13 protein-coding genes are annotated in these 16392 nt (G+C 75.2%); 12 read left to right on the top strand and 1 reads right to left on the bottom strand.

The genetic code is table 11. The features are described 5' to 3' along the window. The first annotated feature begins 1057 nt into the window (after positions 1–1057). The 12 genes from ACZ5SK_RS03435 to ACZ5SK_RS03380 are packed head-to-tail and all read left to right on the top strand — an operon-like array spanning position 1058 to position 15553. The gene (locus tag ACZ5SK_RS03435) at positions 1058–2296 is read left to right on the top strand and encodes a Pvc16 family protein (RefSeq protein WP_468575245.1); all 1239 of its coding nucleotides are present in this window, start codon (positions 1058–1060) and stop codon (positions 2294–2296) included. Beyond that, the gene (locus tag ACZ5SK_RS03430) at positions 2293–2607 is read left to right on the top strand and encodes a hypothetical protein (RefSeq protein WP_457495700.1); all 315 of its coding nucleotides are present in this window, start codon (positions 2293–2295) and stop codon (positions 2605–2607) included. Before ACZ5SK_RS03435 ends, ACZ5SK_RS03430 begins: the two co-directional genes overlap by 4 nt. Beyond that, positions 2604–3245: a hypothetical protein gene (locus ACZ5SK_RS03425; RefSeq protein ID WP_457495699.1), complete on the top strand. Its 642-nt coding sequence runs from the start codon at positions 2604–2606 to the stop codon at positions 3243–3245. Before ACZ5SK_RS03430 ends, ACZ5SK_RS03425 begins: the two co-directional genes overlap by 4 nt. Before the next feature lie 13 nt (positions 3246–3258). Then, positions 3259–3582, top strand: coding sequence for a hypothetical protein (locus ACZ5SK_RS03420; protein ID WP_468156246.1), 324 nt, complete (start codon positions 3259–3261; stop codon positions 3580–3582). Beyond that, positions 3582–4700 carry a hypothetical protein gene (locus tag ACZ5SK_RS03415; RefSeq protein WP_468417516.1) on the top strand — a complete coding sequence of 373 codons (1119 nt, stop codon included), beginning with the start codon at positions 3582–3584 and terminating at the stop codon, positions 4698–4700. Before ACZ5SK_RS03420 ends, ACZ5SK_RS03415 begins: the two co-directional genes overlap by 1 nt. Further along, positions 4697–5251 (top strand): phage baseplate assembly protein V, encoded by a 555-nt coding sequence (locus ACZ5SK_RS03410; RefSeq protein WP_468417514.1) that lies wholly within the window; start codon positions 4697–4699, stop codon positions 5249–5251. The genes ACZ5SK_RS03415 and ACZ5SK_RS03410 overlap by 4 nt, the downstream gene beginning before the upstream one ends. Positions 5252–5258: 7 nt before the next feature. Then, positions 5259–5609: a hypothetical protein gene (locus ACZ5SK_RS03405; protein WP_334582926.1), complete on the top strand. Its 351-nt coding sequence runs from the start codon at positions 5259–5261 to the stop codon at positions 5607–5609. Positions 5610–5614: 5 nt separating this feature from the next. After that, entirely contained in the window at positions 5615–5980 is a 366-nt protein-coding gene (locus ACZ5SK_RS03400) for a GPW/gp25 family protein (protein WP_361704369.1), read from the top strand. Continuing rightward, entirely contained in the window at positions 5977–8829 is a 2853-nt protein-coding gene (locus tag ACZ5SK_RS03395) for a putative baseplate assembly protein (RefSeq protein ID WP_468575242.1), read from the top strand. The genes ACZ5SK_RS03400 and ACZ5SK_RS03395 overlap by 4 nt, the downstream gene beginning before the upstream one ends. Further along, on the top strand, positions 8826–12032 hold the full coding sequence (locus ACZ5SK_RS03390; protein WP_468575240.1) for a putative baseplate assembly protein: 3207 nt from the start codon (positions 8826–8828) through the stop codon (positions 12030–12032). Before ACZ5SK_RS03395 ends, ACZ5SK_RS03390 begins: the two co-directional genes overlap by 4 nt. Next, positions 12029–14161, top strand: coding sequence for a hypothetical protein (locus tag ACZ5SK_RS03385; RefSeq protein ID WP_334582929.1), 2133 nt, complete (start codon positions 12029–12031; stop codon positions 14159–14161). Before ACZ5SK_RS03390 ends, ACZ5SK_RS03385 begins: the two co-directional genes overlap by 4 nt. A 48-nt stretch (positions 14162–14209) precedes the next feature. Further along, complete coding sequence (locus ACZ5SK_RS03380; protein WP_334582930.1) at positions 14210–15553, top strand: DUF6519 domain-containing protein; 1344 nt, start codon at positions 14210–14212, stop codon at positions 15551–15553. Between the two features lie 29 nt (positions 15554–15582). On the opposite strand, the gene ACZ5SK_RS03375 is transcribed toward ACZ5SK_RS03380, so the two are convergent. Beyond that, positions 15583–16365 carry a hypothetical protein gene (locus tag ACZ5SK_RS03375; RefSeq protein ID WP_468575238.1) on the bottom strand — a complete coding sequence of 261 codons (783 nt, stop codon included), beginning with the start codon at positions 16363–16365 and terminating at the stop codon, positions 15583–15585. Between the last annotated feature and the right edge of the window lie 27 nt (positions 16366–16392).

Here is a 16392-nt window from a genome sequence, read left to right as displayed (position 1 = left end):
AACCGTCCCGGCCGGGGGCCACCTCGCCGCAGGTCATCTCCGCACCGTCCCCGTCCGAGGCCGCCTCACCTCGGCCTGTTTTCGAACCGTCACCGTCCAGGACCACCCCACCCCCGTCGTTCTCCGGACCGTCCCGCTCCCAGGCCAATGCGCCTGTGGCCTCCTTCGAACCACCCGTGTCCCGGACCGCACCGCCCCCGTCCCACACCGCGTCACCTGCGGCTGCCCGCGAACAACGCCCCTCCCCGGCCGCCTCGCCACCGCCCGTCCCGGAACCGCCCCCGTCCCGTGCCGCTTCACCTGCGGCTGCCCACGCACAACGCCCCTCCCCGCCCCCCTCGCCGCCGCCCGTCTCCCCGTCCCGCACCACGTCACCTGTGCCCCCCTCCGAACAACCCGCGTCCCCGCCCCCCTCGCCACCGCCCGTCCCGGAACCGTCCCGGCCGAAGGCCGCTTCACTCATGGGTTCCTCTGAGGCACCGCTCAGCCCCGTCCCGCTCGCGTCCGCCACGGACGCCTCTTCGAGCCCTTCGGCACCAGCCCCGCCCCCTCACCTCGGCGTCCGCGCCGCAAGGCCCGTCTCCGCCACCCCCGAGCGTCCCTCCACCCATCCCGCCCCTCCCCCCACACCCCTCACGCACCCGACTCCCCCTGCACGGCACGTGGCCCCCACCGCCTCCACGCACCCCGAATCCCCGCCACAACCCGGCCTCCACGCGCCCCCCGCACACCCGACGCCCCCCGCACGGCACGCGACCCCCACCCCTTCCACGCACCCCCAACCCCCGCCGCCCCCCGCGCACCTCACCCGACGTCCCACACATCCCGGACCCCCCACACCCCCCGCACCCCCCGCGTCTCCGTCACCTCCCTCGCCACCGGCCCCCGAAGCCGCGCCCCCACCCCACCGCCCCGCGACGCCGCCCAGAGAAACCGTGCTGCACGTCACCATCGACCGCCTCGTCGTCCATACCGCGCGTTCGCAGCCGGTGGTGGACGACCCGGCTCCGCCGCGGCGGTCGCGGATGTCGCTCGAGGAGTACCTCGGGAGGCGGTCGTGAGTGACGCGTTGGCCGTTGCCGCGGTGACGGAGACCTTGCGGGTCGCGTTGCAGGAGGCCGTCCTCCGCACGGTGCCCGATGCGGTGGTGACGGTGCGCCATCCGGGCGGCATGGACGTCGTCGACGAGGACGACGGGCGGACGCCGGCGCGGACGCCGACCCTCAACCTGTTCCTGTACCGCACCGCCGTCGACGCCGCCTGGCGCAACACCGACCCCCTGGGAACGCACCCCGGTGAGACCCGGCACCCGGCGCTGCCCCTCGTCCTGCACTACCTGTTCACCGGGTACGCGCCCCCGGACCAGGACTCCACTCTCCCCGAGCGGCTGCTCGGCGCGGCCATGGCGGCCTTGCACGACCGGCCCGTGCTGTCCGCCGAGGCGCTCAAGGCCGCCGCGGACTTCAGCGATCTGCATCGGCAGCCCGAACCGGTGAAGGTCACCCCGGCGGTCATGCCGCCGGACGAGATGTGGCGGCTGTGGACGGCGCTCGGTCACGGCTACCGGCTCTCCGTGCCGTACGAGGCCCGGCTCGTGCTCATCGACAGTTCCGTGCCGGGCCGGACGCCCCTGCCGGTGCTGCGGCGCGGCGCCGCCGGGGCCGGGCCGGAGGCGGCGCCGACGGCGGCGGAGCCGTGGCCGGTCCTGCGGGACGTGCTGCCCCCGGTCGCGGCGCCGGGCGCCGACGTCGTGCTCAGCGGCAGCGGGTTCGGCGGGGCCGGGGCGGGAGCGGTGAGCGTCCGCCTGACGCATCCGTTGCTCGGGGGTCCGATCGTGCTGCCGGCCCGTGCCGACGGGGCCGCCGCCGTGCGGGTCGCCCTGGACGGCAAGCTCGGCGCGGGGCAGTGGTCCGTGGTCGTCGTCCTCACCGCTCCCGACGGCAGCGAGCGGACCACCGCGCCCCGCCCTCTGCGGATCGCGCCGCGCATCACCAGCGCCCTGCCGTTGACCGTCGCGCGGACGGGGAAGGGGGCGAAGGAGGCGAAGGGCGTCCTGGTGCTGTCCCTCGACTGCGAACCCGCCGTTCAGCCCGGTCAGCGCGCCGAGTTGCTGGTGGGGGATCTGCCCGTGCCCGCCGAGCCCTTCGCGCGGGCCACGCGCAAGCTGCGGTTCCGGCTGGTCGCGGGGGTGCCGGGGCGGTATCCGCTACGGCTGCGCGTCGACGGCGTGGACAGCCCGCTGGCCGATCCGGGCGCGGAGCGGTTCGACGCCGACACGGCGGTGGTGATCACATGACGGCGACCCGGGTCGAACTGCGTATCCGCCGACTGGTGCTGGACTCGGCCGACGGTGTGTCGCGGGCGGCGCTCTGCGCGGCGGTGGAGACCGAGCTCGCCGTGCTGCTCGGCCTCTCCCCCGCGGGCGGGCCTCGTGCCGGGAGCGGTCCCGCTGGGGCGGCACCCGCACACCTGTCCGAAGCCGTATCCGCCCCCGCGCCCGCGCACGTATCCGCACACGTATCCACACACGTGTCCGTGCTCGGTCGGCACATCGCCCGGGCCGTCCACCGGGCGATGTGCGAGGCGGAAGGCGAGGGTGTGTCATGAGCCAAGTCATGCCGCGGCGCGGCGGTTTCGTCTTCCTCGATCCCGAGCACGGGCGGGTGCTGCGGGTCGTGCCGTTCCAGTACAACCCCGACAGCATCACCCGTACGCTCCAGCCGCGGGGCATCGGGGCCGACGCCGGTGACCGGCTGGAGGCGCTGCGGTTGCAGGGGCCGCCCCGGGAGACGTTCCGGATCGACGCGGAGTTCGACGCCACGGACCAGGTGGCCGCGGCGGGCGCTCCGGCGCCGCCCGCCGGTTCCGGGCTGTTCGGGATGCTGTCCGCGCTGGAGACGGCGATCGCTCCCACGGCCGCGCAGTTGACGCAGCAGAACGACCTGGCCGCCCAGGGGATCCTGGAGATCGCCCCGGTCCAGGCGCCGCTGCCTGTGCTGGTGCTCGGCGCGCACCGGGTCCTGCCCGTGCGGATGCTGGACCTCGACGTGTCGGAGGAGGCGTACGACGGGGAGCTGAGTCCGATCCGGGCGCGGGTGACGCTGACGGTGCGCGTCCTGACCGTCGACGACGTGGGCTTCGGCCACAAGGCCGGCGGGCTGTACCTGCAGTACCAGCAGGGCAGGGAGCGTTTCGCGGCGCTCGTCGGCTACGGCCCGGGAGCGGTCGGCTATGCGAGCGGATGACAGGAGATGAGCCGTGTTCGAGCCCAGCAGCAGGTACCACGCGGTCCCCACGACGACGCGCACCCTCGCGGACGGCAGGACCGTGACTCACCTGCGCCGGCGTTTCCTGCCGCAGCCGGAGGAGCTGATGGCTGTCGGCGAGCATGTGGTCGCGGCCGGCGAGCGGCTCGACCGGATCGCGGCGCGACGGTACGGCGATCCCGAGCAGTCGTGGCGGATCGCCGACGCCAACCGGGCCATGTGTCCGGAGGAGTTGACGGCCACGCCCGGCCGGCGGCTGCGGATCACCCTGCCGGCCGAGGCGTCGGCGGCGCCCGGCGGCGGGCCGGTCGTGTGATGACGCATCAGCTGCACCTGCTGCTGCTCGTCGGGGACACCGTGCCCGCTCCGGCCCCGGCGGCGATGATCGACGCCCTGCACGGCGTGCGGATCACCTCGGCGAGCGGCCGGACCAGCGGCTTTCAGCTGACGTTCGCCGTCAGTTCCCGCTCCCCGCTGGCCGGGGCGGTGCTGCCGGGCGGGGCGCTGTACGCGAAGAAGCGGGTCGTGGTCGCCGTGGTCCTCGCGGGCCGGTGTCATGTGCTGATGGACGGGGTGGTGACCCATCAGGAGCTGCACGCGGGCCGGGCTCCGGGGTCGTCGTTCCTCGTCATCACCGGGGAGGACCTGACGGTGCTGATGGACCTGACGCACGTCCGGCGCGCCTACCCGGGGCTGCCGCCGCAGCTGCGGGCGATGGCGGTCTGTGCGGGGTACGCGCAGTACGGCGTCGTGCCGCGGGCCGTGGCCCCGGTCCTCACCGACCAGCCGAACCCGGTGATCGACATTCCGGTGCAGTCGGCGACCGATCTGGCGTATCTGCGGGCGATGGCCGCGGACGTGGGGCACGTCTTCCATCTCGAACCGGGGCCCGCGCCGGGCGTCAGCACCGCCTACTGGGGGCCGCAGAACCGCGACGGAGCCCTTCAGCCGGCCCTCACCACGGGCTGCGGCGCGGCCGACAACGTGGAGGAACTCACCTTCTCCTTCGACGGGCTGGCCACGTCCGGCTACCGCACGGACCGGCTGGAGCCGCCGTCGACGTCCGCTTCCGAGGCCGCCGCGCCCGAGCCCGGCATCCTGCGCAAGAGCCTGTCGGCGAGCCCGGCCGAGGCGCTGCGCACGGGGGCGCTCACCGGGCAGACCGGCCGCTCGCTGCCCCGGACCCTGCTGGCGGGGCTCGGCCGCGAGGTCGCCGTCGACGCCGTCACCGGCCGCGGCACCGTCGACGTGCTGCGCTACGGCCATGTCCTCGGCGCCCACGCTCTGGTGGGGGTGCGCGGGGCGGGACGGGCGTACGACGGGCGGTACTTCGTGGCCGGCGTGACCCACGACCTCACCCGCGACACGTACAGGCAGCACTTCACGCTGGTCCGCGACGGGCTCGGCGCCGACACCCAGGCGGTGACCGCATGACGACAGCACAGACGACGCCACAGGCAACGGCACGGGTGAACCAGTGGCACGGGATGTACGAGGGGGTCGTCGTCTCCGCCGTCGATCCGACCGGCGTCGGCCGGCTCCTCGTTAGGGTGCCCGAGGTGCTGGGCGACGAGACGCCGGTGTGGGCGGTGCCGGTCACCCCGCTGGCCGGTTCGGACTGCGGGATGTACGTGGTGCCGCCGCCGGACTCCGGGGTGTGGGTGCAGTTCCTGGACGGGGATCCCGAGCGGGCGGTGTGGACCGGGTTCCGGCGGGGCGGTTCGGGGGACGTGCCGTCGGCCGCCCGGTCCACCCCGCCGGGCGTGCCGCAGATCGTGCTGGCCACGCCCACCGGGAACGCCCTCGTGCTCAGCGACCTGCCGGGGCCCACCGGCGGGATCAAGTTGCAACTGCACGGTGAGACCGGGCCGTTCATCAAGATCAATGAGACGTCGATCGAGATCTCCTGCGGTCCCGGACTCGCCACCATTCAACTCGTCGGACCCCAGGTCATCGTCAACAACGGCGCGTTGACGGTGCTGTGAGGAGACCATGCCCGGACTGCTGCTCCACTACGGCGCGTTGATGATGTGCGCCCACCCGCCCGGCCTCGTGAGCGTCCCCGCGCCGGTCCAGCAGCGTGTCCTGGTGGGGCCGCAGCCCGTGCTGACCAGCGCCGACCAGTTCCTGGTGGCCGGGTGTAGCTTCCCCGCCGTCACCCTGGGGGCGCCGCCGTGCGTGAGCATCACCTGGCTGCAGCCCTCCACCCGGGTGTTCGTCAACGGGCTGCCCGTCCTGCTGCAGCCGACGCCCGCGGGGGTCGCCCCGGCGATCGGCGTGGGCACCCCGCCGCCCAACCCGCCGACGGTGCTGGCCATGCAGTTCCGGGTGCAGGGGATGTGAGCGCGATGGACATCGACTTCCCCTACCGGGTCGACGCCCGGGGCCGCACGGCACGCGTCGACCACGCCGGTCATGTCCGGGACATGGTGGAGCTGGTCCTCTTCACCGGTCCGGGCGAACGGGTGAACCGGCCCGACTTCGGCTGCAACCTCCTCGACCTGGTCTTCGCCGGGAACAGTCCCGAGCTCGCCGCGACCCTGGAGATGACCGCCCAGGCGGCCCTGCAGCGCTGGCTCGGCGATGTGCTCACGGTGGAGTCCGTCACGGTGACGTCGCAGGAGGCGACGCTGCGGGTGCATGTGGCGTACGTCCTGACGGCGACGGGCGAGAGCCTCACCGTCACGGTCACGGGCGGGGGAACCTCCTCATGACGGTGCTGAACGGGTCGTACGAGGGTCTGAGCGCGGACGGGCCGGCCGGTATCCGGGAGGTGCGGGCGGAGCCGGACCGGCGCACGCTGACCGTCACCTTCGTCGGGGTGCTCCCGCCGGGAGTGGACCGCACCCGGTTCGTCGTCGAGGGCGGACGGCGGGTCGTCGGCATCCGTGTCCTGCGGGTCCGCCGCGACTTTGGGCCGGGGCGCGAGGCCGGCGGGGAGAGTCGGCTGCGGCTGACCCTGGACCGGCCGGGCGACGACTCCACGTATCGGCTGCGGGTGCTGGGGCGGGGCTTCCACGGCGGCCACGACCACGCGGACTTCACCTTCCACCCGACCGCCGGCCACCCCCCGCGCCCCACCCCGAGGGCCGCTGAGCCGGCCGGGCCGCCCGTCGGCCCCGCCCCGGCGATCGACTACCTGGCCAAGGACTACGCCAGTTTCCGCCGGCTGCTCCTGGAGCGGCTCTCGCTCACCCTGCCGCAGTGGACCGAACGGCACGCCCCCGACCTCTGGATCACTTTGGTGGAGCTGCTGGCCCATGTCGGGGACCGGCTCAGCTACCAGCAGGACGCCGTGGCCACCGAGGCGTACCTGGACACCGCGCGGCTGCGCACCTCCGTGCGGCGCCATGCGCGGCTGGTCGGCTACCCGATGCACGACGGCTGCGCGGCCCGCACCGTCGTCTGCGTGGAGACGGGCGCGGAACTGACCGTGAACACCCACGATCTGGCGTTCACGGCGCAGTCCGAGGACGAGTACCCGCAGCGGGCGGACCGGCCGTGCAGCCCGGCGATCTCGCCAGAAGCCCTCGTCTCGTCCCGGTATCCGGCCTACCAGCCGCTGGAGCGGCGCCGTATCCGGCTGCTTCCCGCGCACAACGGCGTACCGCTGTGGGCCTGGGGGAAGGACGAGTTCGCGCTGCCCGTCGGGAGCACCCGGGCCGCCCTCCTCGACGGCGACGGCGGACACCGGGTGCTGGAGCTGAGGAGCGGCGACCTGCTCGTGCTGGAGGAGACGCGGGGACCCGGCGGCAGCGCGCCCGACCCCGCTCACCGGCAGGCCGTGCGGCTCACCCGCGCGATGCGGGACGTCGACGCGAACACCGGCAGGGCGGTGGTGAAGATCGCCTGGGCCGCCGAGGACGCCCTCGCCTTCCCGCTGTGCGTGCGCAACCCGCAGGAGCCGGGCGGGCGTCCGAGCGCGACCGTCGTGGCCCGCGGCAACGCCCTGCTCGTCGAACACGGTCTCGGCATCGACTGGCTCCCCTACGGCAAGGCCGGGAACATGGGCGCCGCCCACGCCGGTGACAAGGCCGGTGAGATCGTCCAGGTGCCAGGGGCGGCGGCCGCGGCCGGCGATGTCTCGCCGGTCCGGTCCCGGCCGGTGACGCTGCGCGGCGGGCCCGTCACCTGGTCCCCGCCGTACCCCCTCCCGGCCGATCTGGCCGCGGCGCAGGCACGGCGGCTGGGAAGCCTCGCGACCCGGGCACGGGAAGGTCTGCGGGATCTGCACCACGGGGTGCCCGAGCTCCACCCGGAGAGCCGTGAGCTGCTGACGGCCCTGTTCGGGGCGTCGTTCCTCGACGACTTCGCCGGGCTCTCCGACGACGCCGACCGCCGCGGCACGGCCGCCCGTTTCCTCTCCCTGTTCGACGAGTTCTTCGAGCCCAGGCTGCGCCGCCTGGAGACGCTCGCGCAGCGCGCCCGGGCCGGGTACGTGCTCGAGGCGGCCGACGCGCGCTGGGAGCTCGCGCAGACCTGGGGCGAGCGGGCCGCGGCCGGGCTGGACCCGGCCGACCCGGCCCTGCACGGCCCGGCGAGCAGCGCCCTGCGCCCCGATCCCCGCGAGGCGCTGCCCGCGCTGTACCTCCAGGAGCATCCGGGGAACGGCCCGGTCTGGACCCCGCGCCGGGACCTGCTGTCGAGCGGCCCCCGTGACCGGCACCTGGTGGCCGAGACCGACGACGACGGGGTGCTCGCCCTGCGCTTCGGCGACGACCGGTGCGGCCGGGCACCGCGCCCGGGGGCCGTGATGTACGCCTTCTACCGGGTGGGCAACGGCCGGTCGGGGAACGCGGGCAGCGAGGCCGTCAACCGGATCGCCCACCGCGAGCCCGCGCTTCTGGCGGACGTCACACGGGTGCGCAACCCGGTGCCGGTGACCGGCGGCACCGATCCGGAGCCCCTGGCCCAGGTGCGGCTGGCCGCCCCCCGCGCTCCCTTCCGCACGTTGCTGCGCGCGGTCACCGCCGAGGACTACGCGACCCTCGCCACGGGCCGTCCCGACGTGCAGCGCGCCGCCGCCTCGCTGCGCTGGAACGGCAGCTGGTACGAGGCCGAGGTGGCCCTCGACCCGGCCGGCGCCGCCGTGCCGTCGGCGACGCTGGTGGAGGAGGTGCGGGCCTGGCTGCACCGCTACCGGCGCATCGGGCACGACGTCGTCACCCGGCCCGCGCTGCTGGTACCGCTCCAGGTGGGCCTGGACGTGCTCGTCGACCCGCACTACGTCACCGCCGATGTGCGCGAGGCGCTGCTGCGCCGTTTCCTGCCGGGCCGCCGGGGCGGGGGCGAACCGGGCTTCTTCGACCCGGCGGAGCTGACCTTCGGCACCCCGGTGCGGTCCAGTTCCCTGGTCGCGCTGTGCATGGGCGTGCCCGGGGTGCGGCATGCCGAGGTCACCCGGCTGCGCCGGATCCACGGCCTCGGCGGGGACCGGGAGGGGCCGGACGTGCCGCCGTCCGGGGAACTGCGGATGCGTCCGCTGGAGGTTCCCCGGCTCGACGGCGACGTCGGCCGTCAGGAGAACGGGTGGCTGACCCTGCGGCTGCGAGGTGGACGATGACCGACTGCTCCGCCGGCCGACCGGCTCCGGCGCCGGTGTGGAACCGTCCCGGGCTGCCCGCGCTGTCCTACCGGGTGGGCGTCCACCGGCAGTTCCTCGACGCGATGCTGGCCCGGCTGCCCGTCACCGGCGACGGCCCCCCGCCCCTGGAGGCGCTGACGACGCGGGAGCCGGACGACCCGTCGATCGCCCTGCTCGACGCGTGGGCCGTCGTCGCCGACGTGCTGACCTTCTATCAGGAGCGGATCGCCGACGAGGGCTTCCTGCGCACCGCGGCGGAGCACGAGTCGCTGGTGCGGCTCGGGCGGCTGGTCGGGCACCGGCCGCGCCCGGCGCTCGCGGCCGCCGCCCATCTCGCCTACACGCTGGATCCGGGCGCGTCGTGTGTCGTGCCGGCCGGGTCGCAGGTGAAGAGCGAGCCCGAGCCCGGCGCGCTCCCGGTGGTCTTCGAGACCGCCGAGGACCTCACCGCGCGGGCGGAATGGAACCGGCTGCCGGTGCGCGCCACCTGGCCGCCCGCCCTCACGCCCGCCGTCGCGACCCGTGTCCCGTCCCTCGACGTCGACGGGGTCCAGTCCGCCCTGCGCCCCGGTGACCGGCTGCTGTTCGCCTACCCCGACGCCCGGCTGAACCTCACCCGGGTGGTGAAGAGCGCGGAACCCGATCCGGCGCGGGGGCGGACCACCGTAGTGCTGCGGGTGCCGGACCCGCCCCGGCAGCTGAACCACGCGGTGGACGCGCTGCGGGAGGACATGGAGGACGCGGCGCGCCGGGCGGGCGCCGAGGGCCCGTTCGAGGAGCTGCTGACGCTGCTGCGCGACGTGCGCGAGCGCGCCGAGGAGCTGCGCGACCCGGACACCTTCGCGGCCCGCCTCGACCGCAGGCTGCGGCGGCTGAAGGAACGTCTCGCCGGGGTCGGCGGCGACCTGGACGCCGACAAGCTGGCCGAGCGGGCCGCCGCACGGCTGGAGACCGTCCAGGACGCCGTGCGCCGTCTGAAGGAGGCGCCGGAGCGGGCTGCGGCGGCGGGGGGCCGGGCGCTGCTGCGGGACCTCGCCGACCCGGCGGGGCGGGTGCAGCACACGATCGACCCGCTGCTGGACGCGCTGGGCCGAGGTGGGGGCGGGGGTGCGGGCCGGGGTGCGCCGCCGCGTCGGCTTCCGCCGGCGGTCACGGACGCCCTGGGCGCCGGATCCGACGCGTTGCCCCGCCTGCTCGCCGAGCACCGGCCCGGCGTCGGTGCGTCCTTCTACCAGGCGCTGTCCACGGTCGCTCCCCCGGTCACCGCGCCGGGCGTGTACCGCTTCCGGGTCACGGCCGCGCCGCTGGGTGCCTCGATCCCGGACGACGCCCGCGTCCAGCGGCTGTTGCGGGGGGCGACGCCGCCCCGGGCGGAGGGCGGCGGCCCGCTACCGCACGACGTCCTGTTCCTGGACGCGGTGCACGAGGAGATCCAGCCGGGCAGCTGGATCGCGGTGCGGGCGGCGGGCCGGTCGCGCACCCGGGTCATCAAGGTCGTCGAGGCCGGCCAGTTGTCCGTCGCCAACGAGGTGGACGCCGTACGGGTGACGCGGCTGGCGCTGGCCGAGCCGTGGACCGAGGACTGCGAGGACATGGCCGTGCGACGGGCCACCACCGTGTGGGCGGCGGGCGAACCGCTCGTCCTGGCCGCCCCGCCCGATCCCACGGACGTGTCGGGCCACGCCATCGCCCTGGACGGCGTGTTCGAGGGGCTGACCCCCGGCAGGCCGATCGTCGTCTCGGGGCAGCGGACGGACGTGGTGCCCGACGGCGGAGGGGGGGTGGCGGGCGCGGAGCTCGCCGTCCTGGCGGGCGTACGCCATGCCTTCGACGGGACCTCGTTCGACGACCGGGTCCGTACGACGCTGCTGCTGACCTCCCCGCTCGCGCACCGCTACCGGCGCGACAGCGTCGTCGTGCACGGCAACGTCGTCACGGCGACCGCGGGCGAGACCGTCACCGAGGTGCTCGGCAGCGGCGACGCCGGCCGGGCGGGGCAGGCGTTCTCGCTGCGGCGCAGCCCGCTGGTGTGGCTGCCGTCGGCGAACGCCGACGGCGGTGCGGAGGACCTCCTCGTCCGGGTCGACGACGTGGCGTGGCGGCGGACCGCGGACCTGGGCGAGGCGGGGCCGGCCGACCAGGTGTTCCGGCTGCGCGCGGGCGCCGACGGCAGGGCGGCGGTGGAGTTCGGCGACGGTCGGCACGGCGCGCGCCCGCCGACCGGGACGGAAAACGTCACCGCCCGCTACCGCGTCGGCGGCGGCCGCGCGGGCAATGTCGCCGCCGGGCGGATCAACCAGCTGGTGAGCAGGCCGTTCGGGGTCAGCGCGGTCACCAACCCGCTGCCGGCGACGGGCGGGGCGGACGCCGACGGCCGGGCGCGGATGCGGCAGGCGATCCCGTTGCGGCTGGCCGCGTTCGACCGTCTGGTGTCGACGGTCGACTACCAGTCCTTCGCCCGTGCCTTCGCGGGGGTGGGCCAGGCCGTGGCCCGCCGCTGCGTGGACGACGGCCGGCCGGTCGTGCACGTCACGGTCGTCGCCGCGGACGACGCCCCGCTGGACGCCTTCTCCCCGCTGCTGGGCGCCTTGCGCTCGGCGCTGCGCCGGTACGGCGACCCGGCGCTGCCGGTGCGGGTGGAGCCCTGTGAACGGGTCCGGCTGGTGGTGGTGCTGGGCGTGCGTACGGCCGCGGGTCATCTCCCTCAGAAGGTCGAGCAGCGGGTGCGTGAGGCGCTGGTCGCCCGGCTGGGCTCCGGCGGGGCGTTTCTGGGCCATCCCGTGTACGACAGCGCGGTCGTGGCCACCGCGCAGGCGGTACCCGGCGTGGACTTCGTGGACCTGGACGCCTTCGGAGGGTTTCCGGAGGGCTCCGACCCGGCGGACGTCGTCCGGTTCGCGCAGCACCCCACGGTCGCCGCCTTCGTCCCGGCCCTGCCGGCCGGTCCGCGCGCGGTGCGCGACCGCGCGCCGTCCGGCACCGGCGCCGGCGCGGGAGGCACGCCGGCGGACCCGGGCGACGTCGTCGACGCGGCGCAGGCCCCCACGGTCCTGCTCCCCCGTGGGAACTCCCCGGCCGCGCCCGCCCCTACAGCCCTGCCGCGGCTGGTGCTGCGCCCCGCCCAACTGGTGCTGCTGGACCCGACCGTGCCCGGCTCCTTGATCCTGCGGAGGATTCCATGACCCCGGACGAGCTGTACGCGCTGCTGCCGGCCGTGGTCCGCGGGCGCGACGCGGAGCAGGGCGGCCCGCTGCGGGCGCTGCTGACGATCGTCGCGGAACAGGTGACGGTCGTCCAGGAGGACATCGAGCGCCTGTACGACAACTGGTTCATCGAGACCTGCGAGGACTGGGTGACGCCCTACCTCGGCGACCTCGTCGGCTACGAGATCCTGCCCCGGATCGCCGCCGCCCTGTCCGACGACACCCTCCGGGCGAGCGGCCTGCCGGCCGCCGCCGTGCCCCGCCGGGACGTCGCCGACACCGTGGTCAACCGGCGCCGCAAGGGCACCCTGGCGCTGCTGGAGGACCTCGCGTCGGCGGTGGCCGGGTGGCCCGCCCGGGTGGTGGAGTACCGGCGGCTGCTCTGCGTCACCCAGCCCGTGCGCCGCTACACCTGCGACGGCGCCGACGCGGACCGCAGACTGGCCCGGGGCGCCCTGGTCGACGTACGGGACGCGGGGGCGCTGGACCGGCTGGGCGGGCCGTTCGACACCCTGGCCCGCACCGTGGAGGTGCCGCGCGCGGGCTCGGCCCGCCGGGCCGGCCGGTACGGCGTCCAGTCCGTCGGCCTGCACCTGTGGCGGCTGCGCACCTACCCGGTGACCCGGGCCCCCGCGTACTGTCTGGACCGCGAGCGGGCCTGCTACACGTTCAACGTGCTCGCCGTCGACACGCCGCTGTTCACCGCGCCGGTGCCCGAGCCGTCGAGCTTCCACATCGCGGACGAGTCGAACGTCCCGGAGCCCATCGGCCGCAGGGCCCTGACGGACCGGCTGTACGACTACTACGGGCCGGGCAAGAGCCTGTGCGTGTGGACCGGCCCCGACGAGCAAAGGGACGTGGTGGGTCTGGACCGGATCGTCGTCGCGGACCTCTCCCACTGGCGCCGTCGCCTTACCGACGACGAGGTCGCCGTCGACCCGGTCCTCGGCCGGCTGATGCTCCCGCCGGGCACCGCCCCCGCGCACGGGGTGCGGGTGACGTACCACCACGCGTTCTCCGGAGACCTCGGCGGCGGCGAGTACCCCCGCCCCGAGCCGGCGAGCGACGGTGCCGAGGAACGCTACCGGGTGGGTCCCGGCGAGGCCCACCACAGCATCGCCGACGCGATCGGCCGCTGGCGGGCGGAGAAGCGGGCGCACGAGCTCAAGGCGGAGGCGATCGTGGAGATCACCGCCAACGAGGTGTACGAGGACCTGACCGACATCCGCCTCGACCCGGGGGACCGGCTCACCGTGCGCGCCGCGGACGGCGTCCGCCCGGTCGTCCGGCTGACCGGCCGGCCCGGCGAAGGCCGCGCGCTGACGGTCAGCGGCGGCCCGGCCGGGTCCCGCGGCGAGGCGGCGTCGCTCGTCCTCGACGGGCTGCTGGTGACCGGCGGCGGAGTGCGGGTGCGTGGCGGCGTGGGCCGTCTCGTCGTCCGGCACTGCACGTTCGTGCCGGGCTGGGAACTGGAGTCCCGGGGCACACCCCTGGCGCCCGGGGCGCCGAGTCTGGACATCGGCGCCGACTGCCCGGTCCGCACCGAGATCCGCCACAGCGTCCTCGGCCCGGTGACGGTGGCCGCCCGCGACGGCGCACGGGAGCCGCGCCGGGTGGAGGTGTACGACAGCGTGCTGGACGCGACGCTGAGCGAGGCGACGGCGCTCGGCGACCCCGACGGCGGCCCCGCCGACGTCCTCCTCACGGCCCGCCGCACCACCGTCGTCGGCGCCGTGCGCGCCCGGGCGGTGGACCTGGTGGAGAACTGCCTGCTGTCCGGCGAGGTGCGGATCGAACGGCGTGACCAGGGCTCCGTACGGTTCTGCTGGCTGCCGTCCAAGGCCAGGTGGACGCCGCCGCGCTTCCACTGCGAACCCGACCACTCAGGTGCCCGGGAACTACGCTTCGCCGGCACCCGGTACGGCTCCCCCGACTATGTCCGGCTCGCCGACGACTGCGCCGAGGCGATCCGCCGCGGGGGCGACAACGGCTCGGAACCCGGCGCGCTGCACCACCTGTTCCAGCCGCAGCGGGAGGACAATCTCCGCACCCGGCTGGCCGAGTACACCCCGGCCGGATGCGACCCGGCGCTGTTCTTCGTCACTTGAGCGACCGCCCCGACACCGTCCGCCCCCGGCCCAGGCAGGAAGCACTCCATGCACGGCGACTTCTCCCGCGTCATCTTCGATCCCGCCCGGCGGTTCTCGGCCGTGCTGTCCCAGCAGGGCCGGGTCCAGCTCGACGCCGACATCAACGAGCAGACGGCGATCCTCCTGCACTATCTGCGCACGCTGGCCACCGACCTCATGGGTCCCGCCGCGTACCCGCCCGACCACGACGGCCTCGGCGGCTTCGGGGTCGACGCCTTCGACGGCGACACCTTCACCGTGGCCCCGGGCCGCATGTACGTCAACGGCATCCTGTGCGAGTGCGACGGCACCGACTACTGGGAGCAGCCCGACGGCCACCTCGACCCCGACAACGACCGGCTGCCGTCCGGTCCCTTCCTCGTGTACCTGCGGGTGTGGGAGCGCCTGGTCACCGCGTGGGAGGCGCCCTGGATCCGTGAGGTGGCGCTCGGCCCGGCCGGGCCGGACACGACCGCGCGCAGCCGGGTGGTCTGGCAGGTGTGCGTGCTCCCGGTGGAGGGCGACTCGCCGGTGCCCGACCCGCGCAGCGCGTCGCACTTCCTCCGGGACCGGGTCCGCGGCGCCTTCGAGCCGCGCGGCCTGCTCTCCGCCGCGACCGGGCAGCCCGAGGAGGACGACGCCTCGCTCGGCGGCCCGCCGGCGTCGTCCGGGTACCGGGGGCCCGAGAACCAGCTGTACCGGGTGGAGGTGCACCGGGGCGGCAGCGAGGGGTGGGCGACGTACAAGTGGTCACGGGAGAACGGCTCGGTGGTCCTGCCGGTCCTGTCCGTCGACGGGAACTCGGTCGAGCTGGAGACCCTGGGCCGGGACGACAAGCTGGGCGTGGACACGGGCGACGTGGTGGAGCTCCTCGACGACGCCGCGGTGTGCCGCGGGGCGTCGGACCGGTACGACGAGGACTGCGGCCTGCTGTACACGGTCACGAAGGTCGACCATGCCGGGCTCCGGGTGGAACTGGACCAGCCCGCGACCGTGGGTCCGGCACCGCGGCGCCGCCCGTTCCTGCGCCGCTGGGACCACGGCACACGCGGACAGGACGAAGGACCCGCGGGCGACGGGACGGGCCTGCCGGTCCGGGAGGGGAGATGGCTGCCGCTGGAGGACGGGGTCCAGGTCCGGTTCCATCCCGGTGAGGGAGAGCCCCGCAACTACCGCCGCGGCGACTACTGGCTCATCCCGGCCCGGGTGCTGACCGGCGACGTCGAATGGCCGCGCAGCCGCCAGGGGCAGCCGCTACCGCGCCGCCCCCACGGCGTTCCGTACCACTACGCCCCGCTGGCGTACGTCGAGCCCCGGGGCGGCGACTTCCGGGTGGTGGACCTCCGGGTGCCCTTGTCACACCGGCGGTAGGGGTCCCACCGCCGGTGGGGGCGGGGCGGTCAGCGCCCGGTGACCGCGAAGATGAAGACCAGCCAGGCGACGAAGAGCAGGATCACCACGGCGATCACGAGCGCGGGGGTGCTGCGGGCCGAGACCTCGGCGCCCGTGGTCAGGTTGCGCAGCTGTTTGACCCGCAGCGTGCCGTTTCTGGCCCGGCCCGTCGCCCGCAGCCAGTCCCCGTCGTTGACGGCGCCCTCGAACAGGTCGCCGCGCATCTCCACGGGCACCAGCCCGATCGCGCGACCCTCTCGATTGCGCATCTCCAGACGGAAGTTGCACACGACCGTCGTGCCGACGTCACCGTCGCTGCCGCTCACCTCGGTGCGCATCCGCACCGTGCGCGCCACGCCGTAGACAGTGCCGCTGCCCTCCAGGGTGCCGACCGGGACGGGGCGGTGCTCGGTCTCGTGCCGGGGTCGCTCGTACTGCGTTCTCCCGTGCCGCGCCTCCTCGTACCGCGTCTCCTCGTACCGCGTGTCCCCGAGCCGCGTCTCCTCGTGTCGCGTCGCCCCGTGCCGCGTCTCCTCGTACAGGGTCTTCTCGCGCGGGGCGGAGGTCGTGGGCCGGTGCGCCTCCTCCGTGCGGAGGTGGATCCGCCGCCGCCAGGGGCGTCGGGGCCGCGGATGGTCGTCCTCCGCATAAGCCGGGAGCCAGGCGCCGCAGCGGCGGCAGCGCTGTGCGTCGGGCGGCGCCTCGGCACCGCACCTCTCGCACATCCAGGCGCCGTCCACGGTGGTGTCCTCCTGCGAGAAGACCGTCACAAAGACCTTCGCCACTTCCATCGTGACGCCGATCCCACGCCCGCGCCA

This window comes from Streptomyces sp. NPDC031474 (genome assembly GCF_055581185.1).
Note: the sequence above shows the minus strand (reverse complement) of the source record. Positions and strands in the feature narration are given on the sequence as shown.

Coding starts and splice junctions, on each gene's coding strand:
- ACZ5SK_RS03430 (WP_457495700.1), top strand. CDS start 2,293: ATGACGGCGACCCGGGTCGAACTGCGTATCCGCCGACTGGTGCTGGAC.
- ACZ5SK_RS03425 (WP_457495699.1), top strand. CDS start 2,604: ATGAGCCAAGTCATGCCGCGGCGCGGCGGTTTCGTCTTCCTCGATCCC.
- ACZ5SK_RS03415 (WP_468417516.1), top strand. CDS start 3,582: ATGACGCATCAGCTGCACCTGCTGCTGCTCGTCGGGGACACCGTGCCC.
- ACZ5SK_RS03410 (WP_468417514.1), top strand. CDS start 4,697: ATGACGACAGCACAGACGACGCCACAGGCAACGGCACGGGTGAACCAG.
- ACZ5SK_RS03405 (WP_334582926.1), top strand. CDS start 5,259: ATGCCCGGACTGCTGCTCCACTACGGCGCGTTGATGATGTGCGCCCAC.
- ACZ5SK_RS03400 (WP_361704369.1), top strand. CDS start 5,615: ATGGACATCGACTTCCCCTACCGGGTCGACGCCCGGGGCCGCACGGCA.
- ACZ5SK_RS03395 (WP_468575242.1), top strand. CDS start 5,977: ATGACGGTGCTGAACGGGTCGTACGAGGGTCTGAGCGCGGACGGGCCG.
- ACZ5SK_RS03390 (WP_468575240.1), top strand. CDS start 8,826: ATGACCGACTGCTCCGCCGGCCGACCGGCTCCGGCGCCGGTGTGGAAC.
- ACZ5SK_RS03385 (WP_334582929.1), top strand. CDS start 12,029: ATGACCCCGGACGAGCTGTACGCGCTGCTGCCGGCCGTGGTCCGCGGG.
- ACZ5SK_RS03380 (WP_334582930.1), top strand. CDS start 14,210: ATGCACGGCGACTTCTCCCGCGTCATCTTCGATCCCGCCCGGCGGTTC.
- ACZ5SK_RS03375 (WP_468575238.1), bottom strand. CDS start 16,365: ATGGAAGTGGCGAAGGTCTTTGTGACGGTCTTCTCGCAGGAGGACACC.